This window comes from Pseudomonas sp. PL-6 (assembly GCF_054110165.1).
The window spans coordinates 1,879,493-1,902,170 of record NZ_CM134189.1; the positions used below are offsets into that span (position 1 = coordinate 1,879,493).

Consider the following 22,678-nt stretch of genomic DNA (forward strand, 5'->3'; position numbering starts at 1 on the left):
ACCCTACCAGTAGGGCCCGCATTTCAATTGAGCATTCGACTGACACCCGTTGCATCGTAGGGTGGGCCGGGCGGCGATCCGCTTCAGCCCACCTTGACCAGGGCGCCGCAGGGGCGCTTCCTCAGCGTGTCGACCTTCTGCCTCCGATTCAGGAGGGGGGAGTGGCTCGGCAGTCACGACTGCACTGGTTACACTGGCGCAGCCTCAGCCAACCAAGCACGGTCACCTATGTCCGCCAGTTTCCCCATCGCCTATATCGAGCCGGTGTTCCGCCCGCCCAGCGAGGCCCACTCGCTGATTCTGCCGGTGACCAACGGTTGCTCCTGGAACCAGTGCAGCTTCTGCGATTAGTTACCCCTAAACTAAGTACTAAATCCCCTTCAAAACCCCTTCTTTCCTTGAAAATAATTCCGCTCTAGCAGCAAATTTGGCTACTTTGTACGGATAGCTAGTATTAGAGTTATCCCAATAAAGTACAGAAAAACCAAAAGTATCGCAGGGCAGCGCATGTCTACCACCCTCGTATCGTCGCATCGCGAGTTCAGAACTTTTGTGGCTGATGCGACTGGCGTTCAGTCAGTCCTGCCAGTCATCGTTACCGATCATGGCGTTCTGGATCAGTTCGCTCGATACATGCACCTGAACCGGCTCAAGAGCCGTTCCTGGCAAGAGTCTGCGACTTTCGCGGTGCAGTTGAATCGCCCCTGGATTCGTAGGCAGAGCCAAACGACCGCAATGGGTCGATTCTGTTGTGTTGAAAAAGTCCCGTCGCGATTTTTGCCCATGAAAGAGTTTGAGCGACGTTGAAATCTGGTTCACTCAGAAGACGGAGCTGCCTTGATTTTTACGTAGCAACGCCGAAATCGAGCGCTTTTTGAGCTGCCGACAAGCAGCTCTCTCAGAAACCGACTTTTTCAACAGGATCGGTCGGAAGCCGACAGATCCGGTCTGCCAGCAAGCTCTCTTCCCGTAGGAGCCGATTCGGGCACCCTAGTCAAGCAGGCGTTGCGGTGTCCATTCGCGATGGGCTTGGTGCGCGGCGGGCATGTGTTCGCGTTGCGTGCTTTAGGCTCCGCGTCGACCCTAAGGATTCCACGCACATCCGGACATTTTTCTGACAGGCAGCTACGCAGGGTTTCTTCACGCGCAGCCGGAGCAGAAGCGCCGGTCACGTATTAGCGAAGCGCTCGGTCACGTTCGCCGAAATCCGCAATATGATAAGCAAACTTTTAGGAGTACCTGAAGAATCATTCAACAAAAACAATCCAATAAAAAATCTATATAAATCAATTGCATAAAAAGTATTTATGAATTTTTGGATACTATTAGGGTAACTACCTGAGAGATGTACACGGCGCCGCAGAAGAAATTCCGTGCCCGCGACGAGGCCGAGGTGCTCGAGGAGATTCGCCGCGCCGGCGCGCAGCTGATCGTCAACCGGGTGTTCCTCGCCGACGGCGATGCCCTGGTGCTGCCGACGCGGCGCCTGCTCAATATTCTCGAAGCGATCCGCAGCCATATGCCCGAAGTGCGCCGGGTATCCAGCTACTGCCTGCCGCGCAACCTGCGCAAGAAGTCGGTGGCCGAGCTCAAGGAGTTGGCCGACGCCGGGCTGAAGATGGCCTACGTCGGTTGCGAGTCCGGCGACGACGAAGTGCTGGCGCGGGTCAACAAGGGCGAGACCTTTGATTCCAGCCTCAGCGCCCTGGACAAGCTCGGCCAGGCCGGCATCACCCGTTCGGTGATGATCTTGAACGGCCTCGGCGGCCAGACCCTCAGCGCCCAGCATGCGGACAACTCGGCGCGGCTGATGAATGCCGCGCAGCCGGAATACCTGTCCACCCTGGTGGTCAGCTTCCCCCTGGGCGAGGCGCGGTTTCGTGAGCAGTTCGCCGATTACCAGCCGCTGACCCAGCTGCAGCTGTTCGGCGAAGTCGAGCGCCTGCTGCAGGGCCTGGAGCTGCAGCAGACGGTATTTCGCAGCGACCACGCCTCCAACTACCTGGTGCTCAAGGGCAACCTCGGCCGCGACAAGGCGCGCCTGCTGGCGCAGGTGCGCGAGGCCATCGAGCGGCCGCAGCAGGCCGGCCTGCGTCAGGAGTGGCAGCGCGGGCTGTAGGGTGGGTTAGCGGCGCCAACCTTCGAACCCTCGGACACTCCCAGAGTGGCGCGCCGCGTAACCCACCAGGCGGTCTCTCCGCGCTGCGCCAATGGTGGGTTAGGGCGCACCAGAACTTGCGGGGTCATTAGGGTTTTGTCATGCGCCTAACCCAGCCTACAGGGGATCGCGGCACATGGATAAGGCTGTGATCAACCGGCAATGCGACGTTGTCGCGATGCTGGGGGCAGCCCTTGGTGGCGAGCCTGGCGCAGAATCTGCATCCCTGCCTTATCCGCCGGTTTTCCGTCGCCGGCACGAGGAGGATCGATTGATGCGTAACCTGCTTCTACTGCTGGCGCTGCTGGGCCTGGCCGGCTGCATGAAGGTCAGCGACCTGGCCAGCGGCGCCGGCTATCACCTGCGCGACGCCGGTTTTCTCGACCACGGCCGCACCGAGCGCATGGCCTCGCGGCGCCTGCAGCAGGATTCCTTCATCTATATCGCCCAGGGCCATTTCGTGCCGCCGGGTCACGGTTACCCGCGGCCCAACGTGGTGGCCGAGGAGGCCTTCAACGGCTTCGTCGAATACTTCCCGCTGGTCCGCCGCGCGCGCGAGCCGCGCGGGCTGGAGGAGGCCATGGCCGAGGCGCGTGCCGCCGGCGCCCACTACCTGCTGTACAGCCGCTTCGCCTACAGCGACGACCGCATCGGCACCGTCGAGGAGTGGGAGGATCAGGAAGCGCTGGACCGTCTCGGCACCGACCGCGCGACCATCCAGCTGATGCTGATCGAAACCAACACCCGCTACCTGGTGGACACCGCGCGCATCCGCAGCCGCGGCGGCTTTCTGACCTTCTACGACGCCCAGCCGCAGGACCTGATCGGCCCGCCGCTGCACGACTACGCGCGCAGCCTGCTCGGCGTGGCGCGCTGACAGAGCGTCGCTGGCGCTCTGTGGGAGGGGCTGTAGCCGCGACGGGTATCCGCCGCTTGTTGTCGCGGCTACGACTGCATGGATGCAGGAGGTAGTGCGAAGCAGGACGCCAGAGCCGAAAGCCCCTCCCACGGTGTATCCTCTTCGGTTCGCAGCAATGTGGACGAGCAAAACCATGAGCGATCCAGGCAAGGCCGGCGACCTGCTGGCGCAGATTCCCAAGGGCGAGGGCAAGGGCCTGCCGCCGGTGCACCTGTGGAACCCCGACTTCTGCGGCGATATCGACATGCGCATCGCCCGCGACGGCACCTGGTATTACCTGGGCACGCCGATCGGCCGCAAACCCATGGTGCGGCTGTTCTCCACCATCATCCGCCGCGACGGCGACGACTACTTCCTGATCACCCCGGTGGAGAAGGTCGGCATTCGCGTCGACGACGCCCCCTTCGTCGCCGTGACCCTGCAGGTCATCGGTGAGGGCGAGACCCAGCTGTTGCGCTTCACCACCAACGTCGAGGACGAGGTAACGGCCGGCGCCGAACACCCGATCCGCGTCGAGATCGACCCGGCAACGCTCGAACCTGCGCCCTACCTGCTGGTGCGGCGCAACCTCGAGGCGCTGATCCATCGCAACGTGTTCTACCAACTGGTGGAGCTGGCGGTGGAGCGCGAGATCGACGGCCAGCCCTGGCTCGGCGTGTGGAGCGGCGGGCAGTTCTATCCCATCGGGCCGCAGCCGGCCTGAGCACCTCGAGGGATCACCATGGACGAAGCCCTGCTGGAAACCGCACGCCTGCTGCTGCGCCCGCTGCGAGGCGAGGATGCCGCGCAGGTGGCGCGTCTGGCCGGTGATTTTCGCATCGCCGACGTGACCCGCAGCATTCCCCATCCCTATCCGCCGGAGCTGGCGCAGCGCTGGATCGCGCAGTGCGCGCTGGACTGGGCCGCCGGTCGCGCGGCCTGTTTCGCCATGGTCGAGCGTGCCAGCGGCGAGCTGATCGGCAGCATCGCCCTCAAGGACATCGCCCGCGGCGAGGCCGAGGTCGGCTACTGGGTCGGCGTGCCCTACTGGAGCCGCGGCTACGCCAGCGAGGCCTGCCAGGCGCTGGTCGAATTCGCCTTCGCCCGCCTGCACCTGCGCCGCCTGCACGCCAGCCACCTGGCGCGCAACCCGCAGTCCGGGCGGGTGCTGTTCAAGGCCGGCTTCCGCCACCTGGGTCTCGGCCACAGCCAGTGCGGCTGCCAGGGCGCGCTGGAGCCGGTGGAGCTGTACGAGCGGGTCGGCGACGCGTGATTCGCGCGCTGTTTATCTGCAGCCGCAACCGCTGCGCAGCCCGACCGCCGAACAGCTGTTCGGCGCCTGGCCCGGCGTGCAAACCGACTCCGCCGGGCTGGCGGCGGATGCCGAGGTACGCCTGTCGGCCGAGCAGCTCGACTGGGCGACGCTGATCTTCGTGATGGAAAAGGCCCAGCGCAGTAAGCTGCAGCGCCAGTACCGGCGCGCCCTGGCCGGCAAGCGGGTGATCTGCCTGGACATTGCCGACGACTACGCCTTTATGCAGTTGGAGCTGCAGGCCTTGCTGCACAGCCGGGTTGGGCGCTACCTGCGCTGAGAACAGACGGGCGATGCCCAGTGTCAACGGCGCGGCGAATCCTTTAGGCTCAGCGAACCCCTGCGGGTAGCGTCATATGGCCATCAGGATTAGACGGCGATCTGGATATGGCCTATCAATAGCAGGCGGCGTCCACAGTTCTAGCGAAGCAGAGCCCCTATGCAGTCCCTGTATTCGAACGATGCGCCGGCGAGCGCCAATGACGAGCGATTCGATGGCCTGCTACGCCTGGCCCGGCGGCATTTCGACGTCATGGCCGCGCTGCTGCTGACCGGTGGCGAAGGGCGACGGCAGGTGCGTGCCTGCGCCGGCCTCAGCGCCGTTCAGCTCGCCCGGGTCGGTCCGCTGGGTAACTGGGCGTGTGCCGACGGGCTGTACCTGGTGGCCGACGCGCAGCGCGACGCCAGCCTGCGCCATCACGACCTGGTGGTAGCCGCTCCCCATCTGCGCTTCCTCGCCGCCTGTCCAATGCGGGCGCCGGGCGGCGACGTGCTCGGCATGCTCTACCTGTTCGACGACCGCCCCCGCGAGCTGGACGCCGCGCAGCAGCAGGCGCTGCTCGAGTTCGCCGGTCTGGCGCTGGAGCTGCTCGGGCGCGACGAGGCGGACGCCCAGCAGCGCCAGGAGATCGCCGCCCTGCGCGACAGCGAGCGGCGCATGGCCCTGGCCATCGCCGGCAGCGGCACCGGCATCTGGGATCGCAACGTCGCCACCGGCGAAATCCACTACTCGAGCGGCTGGAAGGCGCTGCTCGGCTACGCCGACCATGAAGTCGGCAATCGCATCGAGGAGAGCTACACGCGGGTGCACCCGGCGGACCTGGACTACGTCAAGGCGACCATTGCCGCGCACTTGGAGCAGCGCACCGCCGCCTACGAGGTGGAGCACCGCCTGCGCTGCCGCGATGGCCGCTACAAGTGGGTGTGCAGCCGCGGCAAGGTGGTCGAACGCGATGGTGCCGGCAAGCCGCTACGGATGATCGGCACCACCACCGACATCACCGCCATGCGCACGCTGGCCGAGCGGCTGCAGCAGAGCGCCGCGCTGATGACCGACCTGACCAACGAGATTCCCGGCATGGTCTTCCAGTACCGACGCCAGCCGGACGGCGAGTCGGCCTTTTCCTACGTCAGCGCCGGAGCCGAGGTCATCTGCGGACTCAGCGCGGAGCAGCTGCTGCGCGACGCGCAGGCGTTGCCGGCGCTGGTGCACCCGGACGATCGGGCGGCCTACCTGGCATCCTTCGAGGCCTCCGCCAGGCAGCTGACGCCCTGGCGCCTGGAATTTCGCCTGCAGCTGCCGGGGCAGGCGCTCGCCTGGCGTCAGGGCGAGGCCTGCCCGCGCCGCCTGGAGGACGGCAGCGTGCTGTGGCACGGCTTCATCACCGACGTCACCGAGCGCAAGCAGATCGAGGCCGAGCTGCAAGCCTTCGCCACCACGGACTTCCTGACCCAGCTGGCCAACCGCCGGCACTTCATGCAGCTGCTCGACGCCGAGCTGGCCCGGCTGCAACGCAGCCCAGGCCAGTGCGCGACCATCCTGATGTTCGACCTGGATCACTTCAAGGCCATCAACGACCGCTGGGGCCATAGCGTCGGCGACCAGGCCCTGCGGCATTTCGCGGCCATCCTCTGTGCCCAGCTGCGCAAGACCGATGCCGCCGGGCGCATGGGCGGCGAAGAGTTCGCCGCGGTGCTCAGCGACGCCGATCTGCACCAGGCCAGGCACTTCGCCCAGCGCATCCAGGGCGAACTGGCCAAGACGCCGATCCTGCATGGTGGCGAGCAGATCTTCCTCGCCGTTAGCGTCGGCATCTCAGCGCTGCGCGCCGCCGATGCCAGCGCCGAGGCTGCCCTGTCGCGCAGCGATATCGCCCTGTACTGCGCCAAGCGCGGCGGACGCAACCGCATCGAGTGCCACTGAGCCGCGGCGCGCTGCGGCTCAGGCCACCGGGATCGCCGGGTCGGCGGCGGCCAGGGCGAGGGCGCGGTCGGCCGCGGGCGGGTAGATCCACTGGCTGTTGATCTGCTGCTTGAGCGCCTTGGCCTCGCTGCCCACCAGCTTCACCTGACGCTCCCAGCCTTCGCTGAACACCGCGCCCCAGGCGCCGAGGTCGAGGCAGGTGACGTACTTGGGCTGGCTGTAGCGCGTCGGGGCCACGCCGATCAGCTCGGCGGCCGCGTTGTTGCCGGCGTGGCGGCCCAGGGCGATGGCGTGCTGGCAGGACATCACCGTGAAGTTGCCGAACTCGTCGGTGGCCGCCCGCGCGGTATCGCCGGCGGCGAAGATCGCCGCCTGGCCCTCGACCTTGAGCCAGGCATCCACCTGCAGCCGGCCCTGGGCGTCGCGCGGCGCGGGAATCTGCGCGGTCAGCTCGCTGGCGCGAAAGCCCACGGTCCAGATCACCGTATTCGCGGCGATGCGCTGGCCGTCGTCCAGGCTCACGCCGTCGGCATCGACCGAGGCCACCGAGCGGCCCAGGCACCACTCGATGCCCAGCTCGCGCGACGCCGCCTCGATCGCCGGACGAATGCCGTCGCCCAGCGCTGCGCCGATCCGCTCGCCGCGGTCGACCACCACCACGCGGATCGCCGCGTCCTCGCCCAGCACGGCGCGCAGCCGCGCGGGCATTTCCGTGGCCGTCTCGATGCCGGTAAAGCCGCCGCCGGCCACCACCACGGTATTGCGCGCCGCCGTCTGCGGGCGCTGCGCCAGGCCCAGCAGGTGCTGCTCCAGGCGCGCCGCCTGCTCGATCTCGTCCACGTCGAACAGGTGCGCGTCCATCCCCGCCTGCGTCGGGCGCAGCAGGCGGCTGCCGGAGGCCAGCACCAGGCGCTGGTAGCCCAGCTCGGCGAAGGGGGGGGGGGGGTTGCGGTAGCTGACCTGCTGGCGCTGCGGATCGATGCCCTCGGCGCTGCCCTGGACGAACTCGACGCCCACCGCTGCCAGCAGCGCTGTCAGCGGCGCCTGCATGGTATGCACCTCGGGCTCGTAGAAGCGCGGGCGGATGCGCAGCTGCGGCTGCGGCGCGAGCAGGGTCACGGCGATATCCGTGCGCCCGTGCCGGTCGAGCAGGCGCATGGCGCTCAGCGCGCTCCATACCCCGGCGAAACCGCCACCGACAATCAGAATGCGTTGTTTCATCTGGTACTCCTGGCTTGGGCTCTTGGTGTTTGACGGGCCCATGCTAGGAGAGGAGCATTTCGGCAGAAATGACAGATACCCCGGAAATCATGCCAAACCGTCCGCGTACCATCCTTTTTCTCGCCTACCCGCAAGTCGGGCTGCTCGACCTCACCGGCGCGCAGACCGTGTTCTGGGCCGCCAGCAAGGCCATGCACGCACGCGGCCTGCCCGGCTACCAGCGCCTGACCGCCAGCTTGCCGGGCGGCCTGGTCGGCAGCGCCGAGGGCCTGGTGGTGCAGACCCAGGCGCTGGCCGAGGTGCCGCTGGCGCAGGTCGACACCCTGATCGTGCCGGGCGCACCGGAAATCGAACGGGCGGTGGCCGAGTCCGCCGAGCTGATCGCCTGGATCGGCGCCAACGCACGGCGGGTACGGCGCACCGCCTCGGTGTGCAGCGGCACCTTCCTGCTGGCCGAAGCCGGGTTGCTGGAAGGCAAGCGCGCGGCGACCCACTGGGCCATGTGCGACATGCTCAAGGCGCGCTTTCCGGGCATCGAGGTGGACAGCGACGCGATCTTCGTCGAGCAGGGCGCGCTGTGGACCTCGGCCGGCGTCAGCGCCGGCATCGACCTCGCCCTGGCGCTGGTGGAGGCCGACTGCGGCCGCGAGGTGGCCATGCAGGTGGCGCGGGAGCTGGTGGTGTTCCTCAAGCGCCCCGGTGGCCAGGCCCAGTTCAGCGAGCTGCTGCAGGCCCAGGCCCGCGATACCGCGACCTTCGACGAACTGCACCGCTGGCTCGGCGACAACCTGGACAGTCCGGCACTCGGCATCGAAGCCATGGCCGAACGCTGCCACATGAGCCCGCGGCATTTCTCCCGGCTGTACAAGCAGAAGACCGGGCGCACCCCGGCCAAGGCGGTGGAGATCTTCCGCCTGGAAGCGGCGCGGCGCCTGCTGGAAGACTCCAGCCGCAATATCGACCAGATCGCCCGGCAGTGCGGCTTCCGCGACGAGGAGCGGATGCGCGCCACCTTCCAGCGCCACCTGGCCATTTCCCCGCGGGACTATCGGCGGCGCTTCTCGCGCTAGGCGCCTGCGGCCTGTTGGGCTAGCGGCGACCCAGCACCGGTGCGTGCTGCGCCATCAGCTCGACGACCCAGTCGATAAATACCCGCAGCTTGGCGCTGACATGGCGGTTGGGCGGGAAGGCCAGGTACAGCGGCATCGGCTCGAGCCGCCAGTGCTCCAGCAGCGGCACCAGCTCGCCGCGCTGGCGGTGCGCCTTGGCCATGTAGTCCGGCAGCCAGAGGATGCCCAGGCCGGCCAGGCCGGCGGCGAGGTAGGCGTTGCCGTCGTCCACCGCCAGCACGTAGCGGCCCTGCACCCTGAGGCGCTCGTCGCCGCACTGCATGGCGTAGGGCAGCGGCTTGCCGGCGCGCGCCCAGAGGAAACCGACGATGCGGTGATGGCTGTCCTCCAGCTCGCGCGGGTGGCTGGGCGTGCCGGCGCGCTGCAGGTAGCTCGGCGCGGCGTACACGCCCAGCTGCAGGTCGCCCACGTGCCGCGCGATCAGCGACTGATCGGCGATCTCGCCGCCGCGCACCACGCAGTCCACCTTGTCGCCGATCAGGTCCACCACGCGGTCGCTCACCCCCATGTCCAGCTGGATGTCGGGGTACTTCGCGTGAAAGGCCGGCAGCGCCGGTACCAGAATCATCCGCGCCAGCGGGCTGGGCACGTCCACCCGCAAGCGCCCCCTGGGCAGGGCGGCGGCGCTGGAGAGGCTGGTTTCGGCGTCGTCCATATCGGCCAGCAGGCGCACCGCGCGCTCGTAGTAGGCGGCGCCGTCGGCGGTGACCGCGACCCGGCGCGTGGTGCGGTTGAGCAGGCGCACGCGCAGCCGTGCCTCCAGCTGCTGCACCAGCTGCGTCACGCTGGTCTTGCTCATGTGCAGCGTCGTCGCCGCCTTGGTGAAGCTGCCGGCCTCCACCACGCGCACGAACGCCTGCATCGCATCGAAACGGTCCATTGCTCTTCTCACTCATGGGGGATTGTTTGGATTCTACAAACAGTCATGACCAGAGTTGCCGGTTTATCCAGCCTGGCGCGCTTCTTACAGTGGCTCCATCTTAAGCAACGGGCCGCAGCGGCCCATGGAGACCCGCAATGACCAGCAAACGCGATGTGGTATTCCCGCCCGACCGCCATGCCCTGTACGAGCTCCACCGCTATTCGCCGGCGATCCGTTCCAACGGCTTCCTGTTCGTCTCCGGCCAGGTCGGCAGCCGCCAGGACGGCTCGCCCGAGCCCGACCTCGAAGCCCAGGTGCGCCTCACCTTCGCCAACCTCAATGCGATCCTGGGCGAGGCGGGATGCAGCTTCGCCGACGTGGTCGACACCACTATCTTCATGCTCGAGCCCGACGCGAAGTTCGAGACCATCTGGGAGGTGGCGGCCGAGTTCTGGGGCCAGGCGCCTTACCCGACAGTGACCGCCATCGGCGTGACCTGGCTGGCCGGCTTCCAGTTCGAGATCAAGGTGATCGCCAAGCTGCCGGAGGACGCGGCGGGTTGAGCGGACGGGGAGGACCGGGATAGCGCGGGGCTCTGACGGGCCCCGCGATGGTTAGCTATCTGGCCGGGAGGAATAGTTCGCGGACCCTCCGTTGTCCTGTTGCGGTGTTGAGCAGGGAGGCTTTCAACCGGGAGCAATCTGCGGTTACGGAAACCGGCCACAAGCGGGCATTGCAGAAGGCGAACAAGCCCGGAGCGAGCATCGCCAGCTTTCGAGGTCAGCTGCAGCGCGAAAGGCTTTTTCTTTCAGGAACTCAAGGCTGAGGTGCGCCGCAGTGTCGCCTTTGAATGGCTCATGGGCGAACCTCACCCGTCGTCGAGCTCGACTCACGGGGAGAAAGAGCATTGATCAACGCGGCCGCGCAGGACAGCAGGATGCCAACAGCGGCAAGGCCGAGCCAGCCTGCCCGGTGCACGCCATAGTTTCCCAATGCGGCGCCTATCGCTCCACCCAGGAAATACGATCCCATGAATACGGTATTGAGCCGGCTGCGGGCCTCGGGACGCAGGGTGAATACGCGTGCCTGGTTGGCAACCAGTCCGGCACGATTGCCCAAGTCGAGCAGCACCATGCCGAGGATCAGCCAGCCAAGACTTTGCCCGCCCGCAGCGATGCAGGCGAAACCCGCGGCGAGGGCCATCGCGCCGGCGAGGACCATGGTGCGTACGCCCAGACGATCGCTCAGTGCGCCGATATGTGGTGACGCGACGATGCCCAACAGGGCGACCAGGCCAAACAGGCCGATGGTGGCGGAATCGAACCCGTAGGGTGGTTGTGCCAGCAGCGCGGCCAGCGAGGCCCACAGCGCACTGAACGCAGCGAACATCAGCAGGCCGCTCGCCGCACAGTAACGCAGCACGCCTTCCTCCCGGACCAGGCTGCCCAGCGAACGCAGGAGCCGGTCATAGCTGATGGTCGTCAGGCTCGTGGTGACCGGCAGGCTCTTGGCGACGATGACCAGCAGCAAGAGATCGCCGAGCGAGGCCAGTATGAAGACGGCTCGCCACCCCGCGTGCGTACCGGCGAACCCCCCGACCATTCGCGCCAGCAAGAGGCCTGCCGAGAGGCCGCTGAGCAGGCTGCCGACGATGCGACCGCGCTCAGCCGGAGTGGCCAGCCCCGACAGGGCGGGGATGATGATCTGCGCAGTGATCGCCGTCACGCCGACCAGGAGGCTGCTCACGCACAGCACTGCGAAGTTCGGCGCCGCGGCGCAGAGGATCAAGGCGACGGCATTGGCCGCGATGGCCAGCAGCGCGAGCTGGCGTGGCTGTCGGCAATCGGCGAGCGGCACGATGAACAGCAGGCCTGCCGCATAGCCAAGCTGCGTCAATGTGGCGACCAGGCCGGCCTGCGTCGGCGCCAGGCCAAACGAGGCGGCCATCTGTGGCAAAAGCGGCTGGTGGTAGTAGATGGTCGATACGGCCAGTGCGCAGCACAGGGCCATGAGGGTGACGAGGCGATTGGAAACGTCCATCGGCGCTGCGGGAGAGGCAGACATGGCGCCGCCCCGTCACTGTTGCTGCAGGGCCTGCACGAGCCCGCGGGTGTCGAGGATGCTGTGCGCAAACGTCGGCCCGTTCAGTTCGTGCGCCGCGTGCATCATTTCCTTGCTGAAGGCGGCTGTCGCATCGCGTACCAGCGTGACGTGATAACCAAGTTCCATGGCGAAGCGTGCGGTCGATTCGATACAGGTGTTCGCCAGCAGGCCAACGACGATCACATGGGTGATGCCTCGCTGCTTGAGCTGGAAGTCGAGGTCGGTATTGGCGAAGCCGCTTTGCCCCCAGTGTTCCTGGATGATGATGTCGCCCTCCTGTGGCACGAAGTCGGGATGCCATTCGCCGCCCCAGGCGCCCTTGGCAAAGGTGTGGCGCTGTTGGATCAGGCGTTGCGTCGGGTTGGGGTGGTCCCAGTGGTCGTAGTCGCCGGGCTGCCAGCGACGATGCGGTACGTAGTACACCTGGATGGCCTGCGCTCGCGCGGCAGCAACGGTCGTGCGCAGGTTGTCGAGCAGACGAACCTCGTCGGCGACGTTTCTGAGCATGGGAAACAGCTTGCCGCCATCGGACAGGAAGTCGTTGTAGGGGTCGACCAGCAGCAGGCCGGTCCGCTCCGGGGAATACACAGGATGGGTCATGACGGTGCTCCAGTTGCAAGAGAGGGATTCCGGGGCTTCTGCTGCACGGGTATCTGCTTCGATTGCCCATGCGATGGCGCTAGGCCTCGGTAAATCTCATAGTAACTATGATAATCATAGTGTCAATGGGCGCGGGGCCTCGAGAGGGACGCGTCGGGGCATGGCCACCCGGTCGTGTTACTATGAAAACAATAGTTTCAGCGGAGCAGACAGCGTGATGCCAATGCAGGACGAGACAAGCGATACGGTGTGCCCGGTGGCGCGCTCGGTGGACTTGGTGGGCGACAAGTGGACCATCCTGGTTCTGCGTGAGCTGTACATGGGCGCGACACGCTTTGAGGAAATGCAGATCCAGACCGGAGCTACGCCTCAGATGCTGACCTCGCGTCTGAAAGCGCTGGAGGCCAACGGCCTGGTCGAACGCCGGCCCTACAGCGCAAAGCCGCTGCGCTACGAATACCACCTGACCGACAAGGGATGGGACTTCTATCCCGTGGTCTACGCCCTGCGCGCCTGGGGCGAGAGGTGGTGCAAGAACCCGGATGAGGGCTTGGCCGTGCATTTCGTGCATCGCGCATGCGGCCATGATGTTGGCGTGGCCAGCGTTTGTCCTCACTGCGGCACCCCTGTGGAACGCAAGGACCTGGAAGCGACGATCAGCAAACGTTTCCTCGGCGAACGCGAGTCGCGCCAGGAGGCCTTCAAGCGGAAGTAGCTGACTCGAACAGGCAGCTCTTGGCCGGTTGTTGCCCGTCACAACCGGCAGCTTCGGCCGATTTCATCCACTTGACTCTTCCCCCTCGAACCGCCCCTCGTTCTCCCGATCCCGCTCGTAGCGCCTGTCGAGCGGAAATGCCGGCAGCCAGGCCTCGCGCCTGATGGTCCAGAGTTCGTAGGTGGGCGTCAGCTGGTTGGGGGCGTCCAGCGAGCCGAGGTTCACTTCGATTTCATCGGCCGTGCGCGAGAACACCGGCGAGCCGCAGCGCGGGCAGAAGTGGCGGCCGGCGTAGTGGGCGGTTTCGCCCTCTATCTGCACCGCGTGCTCGGGGAAGATCGCCGAGGTGTGAAAGAGGGCGCCGTGGTGTTTGCGGCAGTCCAGGCAGTGGCACACGCCAACTCGGTAGGGCCGGCCCGTGGCGACGATGCGCAGGTTGCCGCACAGGCAACCGCCGGTGAATCGCTCCATTTCGGGTTCCTCTGGTTGCAGCAGGCGGTGCCCAAGACCATAGCAGGCGAGTGGCGCCGTTGGGGTTCGTCGTGGACGGCTCGCGCTATTGCCTGCTGGCGCCCTAGCCGGCGGAGCCGGGCAGCCTGCAGGCCGAACTGCTGCAGTGGTTGCGAGCGGCAGGCGGCCTCCTGTGGGCGCTCGGCGGCATGTATCATTCAGGCAGATGTTCGTGGCCGAAGCCGCTCCCACCGGGGCGTTGCGGCCGCTGGACCAGGGCTTTCCGTATCCGGGGCTGGCCGCAGCCGGCCGGCCCCGCCACCAGTGAGTGACGACACCATGATCGAGGTAACCGAAGTTTCCATTGCCGAGCTGCGCGCCGCGCTGGAGTCCGGCCGCACCACGGCGGTCGAGCTGGTCCAGGCCTACCTGGCGCGGATCGAGGCCTACGACGGCCCGAACACGCCGACCAAGCTCAACGCAGTGGTGGTGCGCAACCCCGATGCCTTGAAGGAAGCCGAGGCCTCCGATGCGCGCCGCGCCCGTGGCGAGAGCCTCGGGCCGCTGGACGGCATTCCCTACACCGCCAAGGACAGCTACCTGGTCAAGGGCCTGACCGCCGCCTCCGGCAGCCCGGCGTTCAAGGACCTGGTGGCCCAGCGCGACGCCTTCACCATCGAGCGCCTGCGCGCCGCCGGCGCCATCTGCCTGGGCAAGACCAACATGCCGCCGATGGCCAACGGCGGCATGCAGCGCGGCGTCTACGGCCGCGCCGAGAGCCCGTACAACGCCGCCTACCTCACCGCGCCGTTCGCCTCGGGCTCGTCCAACGGCGCCGGCACCGCCACCGCCGCCAGCTTCGCCGCCTTCGGCCTGGCCGAGGAAACCTGGTCGAGCGGGCGCGGCCCGGCGTCGAACAACGGCCTGTGCGCCTACACGCCGTCGCGCGGGGTGATCTCGGTGCGCGGCAACTGGCCGCTGACCCCGACCATGGACGTGGTGGTGCCCTATGCGCGGACCATGGCCGACCTGCTTGAGGTGCTCGACGTGGTGGTGGCCGACGATCCGGACACCCGCGGTGACCTCTGGCGCCTGCAGCCCTGGGTGCCGATTCCCAAGCCCTCCGAGGTACGCCCGGCGTCCTACCTGGCGCTCGCCGCCCAGCCCGGAGCGCTCAAGGGCAAGCGCCTGGGCGTGCCGCGCATGTTTATCAATAAGGACGAGGAAGCCGGCACCAGCGACAACCCCGGCATCGGCGGGCCGACCGGCCAGCGCATCCATACCCGGCCCTCGGTAATCGCCCTTTGGCAGGCGGCGCGCCAGGCGCTGGAGGCGGCCGGCGCCGAGGTGGTGGAAGTGGACTTCCCGCTGGTCTCCAACTGCGAAGGCGACCGCCCCGGTGCACCGACCGTATTCAATCGCGGCATCGTCACCCCGGAATTCCTCCACGACGAGCTGTGGGAGCTGTCGGGTTGGGCCTTCGACGATTTCCTGCACGCCAACGGCGACCCCAAGCTCAACCGCCTGGCGGACGTCGACGGCCCGCAGATCTTCCCGCACGACCCGGGCACGCTGCCCAACCGCGAGGGCGACTTGGCCGCCGGCATGGGCGAGTACGTCAATATGGCCAAGCGCGGCATCCGCTCCTGGGACCAGATTCCCACCGTGCCGGATGGCCTGCGCGGCCTGGAGCAGACTCGCAAGCTGGATCTGGAGGACTGGATGGACGGCCTAAAGCTTGACGCGGTGCTGTTCCCCACCGTGGCCGACGTCGGCCCGGCCGATGCCGATGTGAATCCCGTCTCCGCCGATATCGCCTGGAGCAATGGCGTGTGGGTGGCCAACGGCAATCTCGCCATCCGCCACCTGGGCGTGCCGACGGTCACCGTGCCGATGGGGGTGATGGCCGATATCGGCATGCCGGTGGGGCTGACCTTCGCCGGCCGCGCCTACGACGACTCGGAGTTGCTGCGCCTGGCCGCGGCCTATGAGACCACCGGCAGCAAACGCCTGATCCCGCCGCGCACGCCGCCGCTGGGGTGAGTGGGGGGGGGCTGGGAGGGCTTTGCCGTAAAGCGCCTCCCAGGGTTTTATCCCGCAACCAACTCGCTTACTGGCGCAGATCCACCGCCGGCGCGCCCTGGCCGTCGAACAGCTGCGCCGGGTTGCGCGGCAGAATGCTCGGGCGGCCTTCGTCGGCGCTGCCGAGGATGCGGATGTCGCTGTATTTCTTGCCCGACAGCGCGGCCAGGCCGGCGCCGTCGCGCACCACGGTGGGCCGCAGAAAGACCATCAGGTTGCGTTTGATGTGGGATTCGCGGGTGGAGCGGAACAGCCCGCCGAGCAGGGGGATGTCGCCGAGCAGGGGCACCTTGGACACCGATTCGGTGACGTCGTCCTGGATCAGCCCGCCGAGCACTATGACCTGGCCGTCGTCGGCGAGGATGGTGCTCTTGATCGAGCGCTTGTTGGTCACCAGGTCCACGGCCTGGGCGTTGAGCCCGGTGCTGGGGGCGATGGAGGAGATTTCCTGCTCGATCTCCAGGCGCAGGGTGGCGCCTTCGTTGATGTGCGGGGTGACCTTGAGGGTGACGCCGATGTCCTTGCGCTCGATGGTGGTGAAGGGGTTGTTGGCCCCGGCCGCATCGGTGGTGTAGGAGCCGGTCTGGAACGGCACGTTCTGCCCGACCAGGATTTCCGCCTTCTGGTTGTCCAGGGTCAGCAGGCTGGGGGTGGACAGCAGGTTGCTCTTGCTGTTGGCCGACAGCGCGGTGACCAGCGCGCCGAAGTTGTCGCTGCCAATGCCGATGATGGCGCCGTCGGGCAGGGTGGTGTTTTCCGGCACCTCGCCGCTCTGCAGGATCTGCAGCACGGTGCCCACCGACAGCCCGGTGCCGGAGAAGTTGACCCCGCCCAGGCCGCCGGTGCCGCCGCTGCCACTGCGCGCATCCACCGCCCACTGCACGCCGAGGGCGTCGGTGATGTCGCCGGAGACTTCGACGATGGCCGCCTCGACCATCACCTGGGCGCGCGGGACGTCGAGCTGGCGCACGATGTCTTCGAGGGTGGCGACCAGATCGGGCTCGGCCAGCAGCACCAGGGCATTGAGGCTCTCGTCGGCGCGGATGAGGATGTTCGACGGCTTGCCGGCGGTCTCGCCATCCTGCTGGTTCTTCAGCCCTTCGGAGATTTCCCCGAGGGTCTCGGCCAGTGATTTGGCGTCGTTGTGGCGCAGGCGGATCACCCGGGTGTTGGCCGAGCGGCTGGTGGGGGTGTCCAGTGACTGGGCCAGGTTGGCCAGCTTGGCGCGGGCGTCCGGCGGGCCGAGCAGGATCAGGCGGTTGGTGCGCGCGTCGGCCACCACCTGGGTGGCGCTGGCGCCCTTGGCCTGGCCGCGGGCGATGGCGGTATTGAGCACTTCGGCGGCGTCCATCACCCAGGCGTGCTGCAGGTTGATCACGCTGTAGTCGCGGGCTCCGGTCTGGTCGAGCTGGCGCATCAGATCCTGGATGCGCGCGATGTTGGCGCTGCGGTCGCTGATGATCAGCGCATTGGAGGAGGTGACGGCAGCCAGGTGGCCGTACTGCGGCACCAGCGGGCGGATCAGTGGGATCAGCTCGGCCACCGGCGCGTGCTGCACCTGGATCAGGCGGGTTTCCAGGCGATCGGGTGCCGGGCGGCCTTCGCCGGCTTCGGCCTTGGCCTCGGCGTTGGGCACGATGCGCGCCTGGTCACCCTGGGTCAGCACGCTGAAGCCGTGGGTGGCCATCACCGAGAGGAACAGCTGGTAGACCTCGGTCAGATTGAGCGGGGTGTTGGACACCACGTTGACCTGACCCTTGACCCGTGGGTCGACGACGAAGGTCTGCCCGGTGATGGCGGCGACCTGATCGATGAATTCGCGGATATCGGCGCCCTTGAGGTTGATGGTCCAGCTTTCGTCCTGCTGGTTGGCGCTGGCCGGCACCTGTTCGATCTGCGCCAGCAGGGGCAGGGGGGCGGCGGCCAGGCCAGCGGCGAGTAGGGCGAGGGTCAGTCGGCTGCGGATGGCATGCATCGGTTCATTCGCTTTCCATGGGCTGATCGGAGGGCATTTCTTCGGGCAGGGTACCGGCGGCTTCCATCTGCTCGCGCAGCGCCTGCATGCGCTGGCGCAGTTGTTCGAGGTTGTCCTGCTCCAGCTGGTCGAGTTGATCGAGGGCGGCGTCGGCCGTTTCGGCCGGCGGCGTGTAGACATACTGGCCGCTCTGCTGGCGGGGGAAGGCGAGGCTCTCGCGGCGGCCGTTGCGCAGCAGTTCGACGCGGTCGGCGTAGACCGCATCCAGGCGCACGCCGTTGTCCACCTCCATGCCCACGGCGTAGCGCTGGGCGCTCTGGCCCTGGCGCTGGATCAGCGCGCTGGAGCGTTGCGGGTCGCTGTGGACGAAGCTGCCGAGCAGGGTCAGTTGCAGGTTGGTGGCCGGCGGCGGGCCACTGTCGGCCTGTTTGGCGCTGCCGAACAGCTGGGCGAGGGGCGCCTGGCTGGGTTGTTCCAGGGGGCTGGCGGCCTGGCTCGGCGGCTGCAGCGCGGGGCCGCGCACCAGGCGCAGCAGCTCGGCGCTTTGCCAGGCCAGGCTGACGCTGAGGGCGATCAGCACGAGCATGCCGAGCACGCTCGGGGCGTTGTCCTTGAGGCGCAGGGGGAGGGCCAAATGCATTACTCCGGAAACGACGTTCTAGTTCTTTTTATGTGCTATGCGTCGCGGGCCGATCATAACAGCCTGCGCGGCGTTGACATCCCCTATATGGGGTGGGTGTGCTGTATTGGGCGATGTGTTAAAGATAGCCCAATAACCATTACAAAAAAGACCGCCGTAGAGGGGCAAACAGTCAGATTGGGCTGTAATACTCAAGGTAAGGTTCTGTTTTTAAGGTTCATCGCATGAACGCTTCGCTGCTCGAGACTCCCCTGCGCCGTCTGCCCTTCAGTTTCGCCAAACGTCACGGCGTGGTGTTCGTGCTGCACGAGGGACGCGCCTGCCTGGCCTATCGGGCCGACTGCGAGCCGGTGGCGCTGGCCGAGGCGCAGCGTTTCGCCGGACGCAGCTTGCCGCTGCGCCTGCTCGCCGCCGGCGAGTTCGCCCTGGCCCTGGGCGCCGCCTACCAGCACGACTCGGCGTCCATGCAGCTGGCCGAGGACATCGGCGGCAGTCTCGACCTGGTTTCGCTGGCCGAGCAGGTGCCGGAGACCGAAGACCTGCTGGAGCAGGAAGACGACGCGCCGATCATCCGCCTGATCAACGCCATCCTCGGCGAGGCGATCAAGGAAAGCGCCTCCGACATCCACCTGGAAACCTTCGAGAAGCGCCTGGTGGTGCGCTTTCGCGTCGACGGCATCCTGCGCGAAGTGCTCGAACCCAAGCGCGAGCTGGCGGCGCTGCTGGTGTCGCGGGTCAAGGTCATGGCACGCCTGGACATCGCCGAGAAGCGCGTGCCGCAGGACGGGCGCATCTCGCTTAAGGTCGGCGGGCGCGAGGTGGACATCCGCGTTTCCACGCTGCCCTCGGCCAACGGCGAGCGGGTGGTGCTGCGTCTGCTCGACAAGCAGGCCGGGCGTCTGTCGCTGCAGCACCTGGGCATGCGCGCCGAGGATCGCGCGCTGATGGAGGAGACGGTGCGCAAGCCGCACGGCATCCTGCTGGTCACCGGCCCCACCGGCTCGGGCAAGACCACCACGCTGTACGCCAGCCTGGTCAGCCTCAACGACCACACGCGCAACATCCTCACCGTCGAGGATCCCATCGAATACCACCTCGAAGGCATCGGCCAGACCCAGGTCAACACCAAGGTGGACATGACCTTCGCCCGCGGCCTGCGCGCCATCCTGCGCCAGGACCCGGACGTGGTGATGGTCGGCGAGATCCGCGACAAGGAAACCGCCGAGATCGCCGTGCAGGCCTCGCTGACCGGCCACCTGGTGCTTTCCACCCTGCACACCAACAGCGCCATCGGCGCCATCACCCGCCTGGTGGACATGGGCGTGGAGCCCTTTCTGCTGTCGTCCTCCTTGCTCGGCGTGCTGGCCCAGCGCCTGGTGCGGGTGCTGTGCCCGGCGTGCAAGGAACCTTATGCCGCCGATGCGGCCGAATGCGCGCTGCTCGGCGTGCCGGCCGCATCGGCACCGACCCTGTACCACGCGCGCGGCTGCGCCGAGTGCCACCAGCAGGGCTACCGCGGGCGTACCGGCATCTACGAGCTGGTGGTGTTCGACGAAACCATGCGCACGCTGATCCACAGCCGCGCCTCCGAGCAGGACATGACCCGCCACGCCCGCCGCCTGGGCCCGAGCATCCGCGACGACGGGCGGCGCAAGGTGCTGGAAGGGGTGACCACGGTCGAGGAAGTGCTGCGCGTGACCCGGGAGGAGTAAGTGGCCGCCTTCGAATATATCGCCCTGGACGGGCGTGGCCGCCAGCAGAAAGGCGTGCTGGAGGCCGACAGCGCGCGCCAGGTGCGCCAGCTGTTGCGCGAACGCCAGCTGGCACCGCTGGAGGTCAAGGCCACGCGCAACCGCGAGCAGGCCGGCGGCGCGCGCCTGGGCTTCGCCCGCGGCCTGTCGGCGCGCGACCTGGCGCTGGTCACCCGGCAGCTGGCGACCCTGGTGCAGGCGGCGCTGCCGATCGAGGAGGCGCTGCGTGCGGCCGCCGCGCAAGCCACCAGCGCACGCATCCAGGCCATGCTGCTGGCGGTGCGCGCGCGGGTGCTGGAAGGCCACAGCCTGGCCGCCAGCCTGAAGGAATTTCCCGCCGCCTTTCCCGAGCTGTACCGCGCCACCGTGGCCGCCGGCGAGCACGCCGGGCACCTCGGCCCGGTGCTGGAACAGCTGGCCGACTACACCGAGCAGCGCCAGCAGTCGCGGCAGAAGATTCAGCTGGCGCTGCTCTACCCGCTGATCCTGATGTGTGCGTCCTTGCTCATCGTCGGTTTCCTGCTCGGCTACGTGGTGCCGGACGTGGTCAAGGTCTTCGTCGATTCCGGGCAGACCCTGCCGGCGCTGACCCGCGGGCTGATCGCCCTGAGCGACTGGGTCAAGGCCTGGGGCGCGGCGACGCTGGTGCTGCTGGCGCTGGCGATCGTCGCCCTGCGTTGGGCGCTGCGCGACGAGGCGTTCAAGCTGCGCTGGCACGCGTTTCTGCTGCGCGTGCCGCTGCTGGGCCGGCTGGGACGCGCCACCGACTGCGCGCGTTTCGCCTCCACCCTGGCGATTCTCACCCAGAGTGGCGTGCCGCTGGTGGAGGCGCTGGCGATTGCCGGCGAGGTGATCGGCAACCGGGTGATCCGTGGCGAGGTGCTGGTGGCGGCGCAGAAGGTGCGCGAGGGCGGCAGCCTGACCCGTTCGCTGGAGGCCACCGGGCAGTTTCCGCCGATGATGCTGCACATGATCGCCAGCGGCGAACGCTCCGGCGAGCTGGATCAGATGCTGGCGCGCACGGCAAAGAATCAGGAGAACGACCTCGGCGCGCAGATCGCCCTGCTGGTGGGCTTGTTCGAGCCGTTCATGCTGGTATTCATGGGGGCGGTGGTGCTGGTCATAGTCCTGGCCATCCTGCTGCCGATTCTTTCGTTGAACCAAATGGTGGGTTAGCAGGTGAGTAGAAAACAGGCGGGTTTCACCCTCATCGAGATCATGGTGGTGGTGGTCATTCTCGGCATCCTCGCGGCGCTGGTGGTGCCGCAGGTGATGAGCAGGCCCGATCAGGCCAAGGTCACCGCGGCGCAGAACGACATCCGCGCCATCGGCGCGGCGCTGGACATGTACAAGCTGGACAACCACAACTACCCCAGCACCCAGCAGGGCATCGAGGCGCTGGTGAGCAAGCCCGGCGGCAACCCGCCGGCGAAGAACTGGAACAAGGAGGGCTACCTCAAGCGCCTGCCGGTCGACCCCTGGGGCAATCCCTACCAGTACCTGGCGCCGGGCACCAAGGGCGCCTTCGACCTCTATTCGTTCGGCGCCGACGGCAAGCAGGGCGGCAGCGACCTGGACGCGGACATCGGCAACTGGGATCTCTGATCGCCATGCAGCGCGTACCGGCGGGCTCGGCCAGGCGGGCGAGGGGCTTCACCCTGATCGAGCTGCTGGTGGTGCTGGTCATCCTCGGCAGCCTGATTGGCCTGGCGGTGCTCGGCACCGGGCTGGCCGGGCCGAGTCGCGAGCTGCGCGGCGAGGCCGAGCGCCTGGCCGGCCTGATCGGCGTGCTGGCCGACGAGGCGGTGCTGGATAACCGCGAGTACGGCCTGAGTTTTACCCGCGAGGGCTACCGGGTGCTGCGCTACGATTCGCGGCGCGGCGAGTGGCAGGCGCTGGATCGCCAGGCGCATCGCCTGCCGGACTGGGCCGAGCTGACTCTTGAGGTGGAGGGCGAGGGGGAGGGCGAGGCCTTGCGCCTGCCCGGCGCGGCCAGCGCCCTGGCGCCGCAACTACTGATTCTCTCCAGCGGCGAGCTCACACCGTTTCGCCTGCGCCTGGCCGAGCGCCGCCGCGACGGCCTGCAGCTGCAGCTGTCCAGCGACGGTTTCGGCCTGCCGCGTATCGAGGAGCTGGCGGCAGGGCGCGCCGGATGAAGCGCGCGCGCGGTTTCACCCTGCTCGAGGTGCTGGTGGCGTTGGCCATCTTCGCCCTGGTCGCCGCCAGCGTGCTGACTGCCAGCGCGCGCAGCGTGCGCACCGCCGCGCAGCTGGAGGCCAAGACCCTGGCCATGTGGGTGGCCGACAACCGCCTTACCGAGCTACAGCTGGCCGAGGCGCCGCCGGCCGACGGCCGCGACCAGGGCCAGGTGGAGTTCGCCGGGCGCCGCTGGCTGTGGCAGAGCGAGATCCAGGCCACCAGCGAGCCGAGCATGCGCCGGGTGACCCTGTGGGTCGCCGCCGAGCAGCGCGGCGCCGCGGGCGATCTGCGCGAGCGCGCACTGGTCAGCCTCAGCGGCTTTCTGGGGGCGCCGTGATGAAGCGCATGCCCCGTAGGAGCGAGCTCTGCTCGCGAATCC

Annotated in this window: 20 protein-coding genes and 3 pseudogenes; 16 read left to right on the forward strand and 7 right to left on the reverse strand. The window is 67.5% G+C overall.

The features are described 5' to 3' along the window. Window positions 1–228: 228 nt before the first annotated feature. The 7 genes and pseudogenes from ACW9UL_RS08695 to ACW9UL_RS08725 all read left to right on the forward strand — a co-directional run. Window positions 229–348 (forward strand): annotated as a pseudogene (locus tag ACW9UL_RS08695) (radical SAM protein); the annotation flags it as partial. A 994-nt stretch (window positions 349–1,342) separates the two neighbouring features. Beyond that, window positions 1,343–2,119 (forward strand): annotated as a pseudogene (locus ACW9UL_RS08700) (radical SAM protein); the annotation flags it as partial. Between the two features lie 313 nt (window positions 2,120–2,432). Then, on the forward strand, window positions 2,433–3,035 hold the full coding sequence (locus ACW9UL_RS08705; RefSeq protein ID WP_457790169.1) for a DUF4823 domain-containing protein: 603 nt from the start codon (window positions 2,433–2,435) through the stop codon (window positions 3,033–3,035). 175 nt (window positions 3,036–3,210) lie between these two features. Continuing rightward, a complete protein-coding gene (locus ACW9UL_RS08710; protein ID WP_021445425.1) occupies window positions 3,211–3,780 on the forward strand; it encodes a DUF1285 domain-containing protein in 570 nt (189 codons plus the stop codon). 18 nt (window positions 3,781–3,798) lie between these two features. After that, window positions 3,799–4,329: a GNAT family N-acetyltransferase gene (locus ACW9UL_RS08715; RefSeq protein WP_457790170.1), complete on the forward strand. Its 531-nt coding sequence runs from the start codon at window positions 3,799–3,801 to the stop codon at window positions 4,327–4,329. Further along, a pseudogene (locus ACW9UL_RS08720) lies at window positions 4,326–4,648 on the forward strand (low molecular weight protein tyrosine phosphatase family protein). Before ACW9UL_RS08715 ends, ACW9UL_RS08720 begins: the two are co-directional and overlap by 4 nt. A 159-nt stretch (window positions 4,649–4,807) precedes the next feature. After that, window positions 4,808–6,571 (forward strand): sensor domain-containing diguanylate cyclase, encoded by a 1,764-nt coding sequence (locus ACW9UL_RS08725; protein ID WP_457790171.1) that lies wholly within the window; start codon window positions 4,808–4,810, stop codon window positions 6,569–6,571. Between the two features lie 18 nt (window positions 6,572–6,589). Here ACW9UL_RS08725 and ACW9UL_RS08730 read toward each other — a convergent pair whose 3' ends face one another. Beyond that, window positions 6,590–7,792 carry an NAD(P)/FAD-dependent oxidoreductase gene (locus ACW9UL_RS08730; RefSeq protein ID WP_457790173.1) on the reverse strand — a complete coding sequence of 401 codons (1,203 nt, stop codon included), beginning with the start codon at window positions 7,790–7,792 and terminating at the stop codon, window positions 6,590–6,592. A gap of 68 nt (window positions 7,793–7,860) precedes the next feature. Between ACW9UL_RS08730 and ACW9UL_RS08735 the strand changes: the two genes are divergently transcribed. Continuing rightward, on the forward strand, window positions 7,861–8,862 hold the full coding sequence (locus tag ACW9UL_RS08735) for a GlxA family transcriptional regulator (protein WP_457790175.1): 1,002 nt from the start codon (window positions 7,861–7,863) through the stop codon (window positions 8,860–8,862). A 19-nt stretch (window positions 8,863–8,881) separates the two neighbouring features. Here ACW9UL_RS08735 and ACW9UL_RS08740 read toward each other — a convergent pair whose 3' ends face one another. Then, the gene (locus ACW9UL_RS08740; RefSeq protein ID WP_457790177.1) at window positions 8,882–9,802 is read right to left on the reverse strand and encodes a LysR family transcriptional regulator; all 921 of its coding nucleotides are present in this window, start codon (window positions 9,800–9,802) and stop codon (window positions 8,882–8,884) included. A gap of 137 nt (window positions 9,803–9,939) precedes the next feature. Here ACW9UL_RS08740 and ACW9UL_RS08745 point away from each other — a divergent pair, with 137 nt between their 5' ends. Next, a complete protein-coding gene (locus ACW9UL_RS08745; RefSeq protein ID WP_457790179.1) occupies window positions 9,940–10,347 on the forward strand; it encodes a RidA family protein in 408 nt (135 codons plus the stop codon). Between the two features lie 292 nt (window positions 10,348–10,639). On the opposite strand, the gene ACW9UL_RS08750 is transcribed toward ACW9UL_RS08745, so the two are convergent. Together ACW9UL_RS08750 and ACW9UL_RS08755 are read right to left on the reverse strand one after the other, a co-directional pair. Beyond that, window positions 10,640–11,848, reverse strand: a complete 1,209-nt coding sequence (locus tag ACW9UL_RS08750; protein ID WP_457790181.1) for an MFS transporter — start codon at window positions 11,846–11,848, stop codon at window positions 10,640–10,642. A gap of 12 nt (window positions 11,849–11,860) precedes the next feature. Next, window positions 11,861–12,487, reverse strand: a complete 627-nt coding sequence (locus ACW9UL_RS08755; RefSeq protein ID WP_457790183.1) for a cysteine hydrolase family protein — start codon at window positions 12,485–12,487, stop codon at window positions 11,861–11,863. 217 nt (window positions 12,488–12,704) lie between these two features. Here ACW9UL_RS08755 and ACW9UL_RS08760 point away from each other — a divergent pair, with 217 nt between their 5' ends. Beyond that, window positions 12,705–13,202 carry a winged helix-turn-helix transcriptional regulator gene (locus ACW9UL_RS08760; protein ID WP_457790185.1) on the forward strand — a complete coding sequence of 166 codons (498 nt, stop codon included), beginning with the start codon at window positions 12,705–12,707 and terminating at the stop codon, window positions 13,200–13,202. Window positions 13,203–13,265: 63 nt separating this feature from the next. Here ACW9UL_RS08760 and ACW9UL_RS08765 read toward each other — a convergent pair whose 3' ends face one another. Next, window positions 13,266–13,673, reverse strand: coding sequence for a GFA family protein (locus tag ACW9UL_RS08765; RefSeq protein ID WP_457790187.1), 408 nt, complete (start codon window positions 13,671–13,673; stop codon window positions 13,266–13,268). Window positions 13,674–13,991: 318 nt separating this feature from the next. Here ACW9UL_RS08765 and ACW9UL_RS08770 point away from each other — a divergent pair, with 318 nt between their 5' ends. Further along, the gene (locus tag ACW9UL_RS08770; protein WP_457790189.1) at window positions 13,992–15,695 is read left to right on the forward strand and encodes an amidase; all 1,704 of its coding nucleotides are present in this window, start codon (window positions 13,992–13,994) and stop codon (window positions 15,693–15,695) included. A gap of 67 nt (window positions 15,696–15,762) precedes the next feature. On the opposite strand, the gene gspD is transcribed toward ACW9UL_RS08770, so the two are convergent. Both gspD and ACW9UL_RS08780 read right to left on the reverse strand, forming a co-directional pair. After that, a complete protein-coding gene (gspD, locus tag ACW9UL_RS08775; protein ID WP_457790191.1) occupies window positions 15,763–17,709 on the reverse strand; it encodes a type II secretion system secretin GspD in 1,947 nt (648 codons plus the stop codon). Between the two features lie 4 nt (window positions 17,710–17,713). Next, a complete protein-coding gene (locus ACW9UL_RS08780; RefSeq protein ID WP_457790193.1) occupies window positions 17,714–18,343 on the reverse strand; it encodes a type II secretion system protein N in 630 nt (209 codons plus the stop codon). Between the two features lie 230 nt (window positions 18,344–18,573). On the opposite strand from ACW9UL_RS08780, the gene gspE reads away from it, so the two are divergent. Genes gspE through gspI form a run of 5 tightly spaced genes read left to right on the forward strand, consistent with a single transcriptional unit; the run spans window position 18,574 to window position 22,636 of the window. Further along, complete coding sequence (gene gspE, locus ACW9UL_RS08785) at window positions 18,574–20,061, forward strand: type II secretion system ATPase GspE (protein WP_457790195.1); 1,488 nt, start codon at window positions 18,574–18,576, stop codon at window positions 20,059–20,061. Further along, window positions 20,062–21,276, forward strand: a complete 1,215-nt coding sequence (gene xcpS, locus ACW9UL_RS08790) for a GspF family T2SS innner membrane protein variant XcpS (RefSeq protein ID WP_457790197.1) — start codon at window positions 20,062–20,064, stop codon at window positions 21,274–21,276. It abuts the gene before it with no gap. Window positions 21,277–21,279: 3 nt separating this feature from the next. Next, entirely contained in the window at window positions 21,280–21,705 is a 426-nt protein-coding gene (gene gspG, locus ACW9UL_RS08795; RefSeq protein WP_457790199.1) for a type II secretion system major pseudopilin GspG, read from the forward strand. Between the two features lie 5 nt (window positions 21,706–21,710). Then, on the forward strand, window positions 21,711–22,256 hold the full coding sequence (gene gspH / locus ACW9UL_RS08800; RefSeq protein WP_122107202.1) for a type II secretion system minor pseudopilin GspH: 546 nt from the start codon (window positions 21,711–21,713) through the stop codon (window positions 22,254–22,256). Further along, window positions 22,253–22,636 carry a type II secretion system minor pseudopilin GspI gene (gene gspI / locus ACW9UL_RS08805; RefSeq protein ID WP_122107201.1) on the forward strand — a complete coding sequence of 128 codons (384 nt, stop codon included), beginning with the start codon at window positions 22,253–22,255 and terminating at the stop codon, window positions 22,634–22,636. The genes gspH and gspI overlap by 4 nt, the downstream gene beginning before the upstream one ends. The last annotated feature ends 42 nt before the right edge of the window (window positions 22,637–22,678 follow it).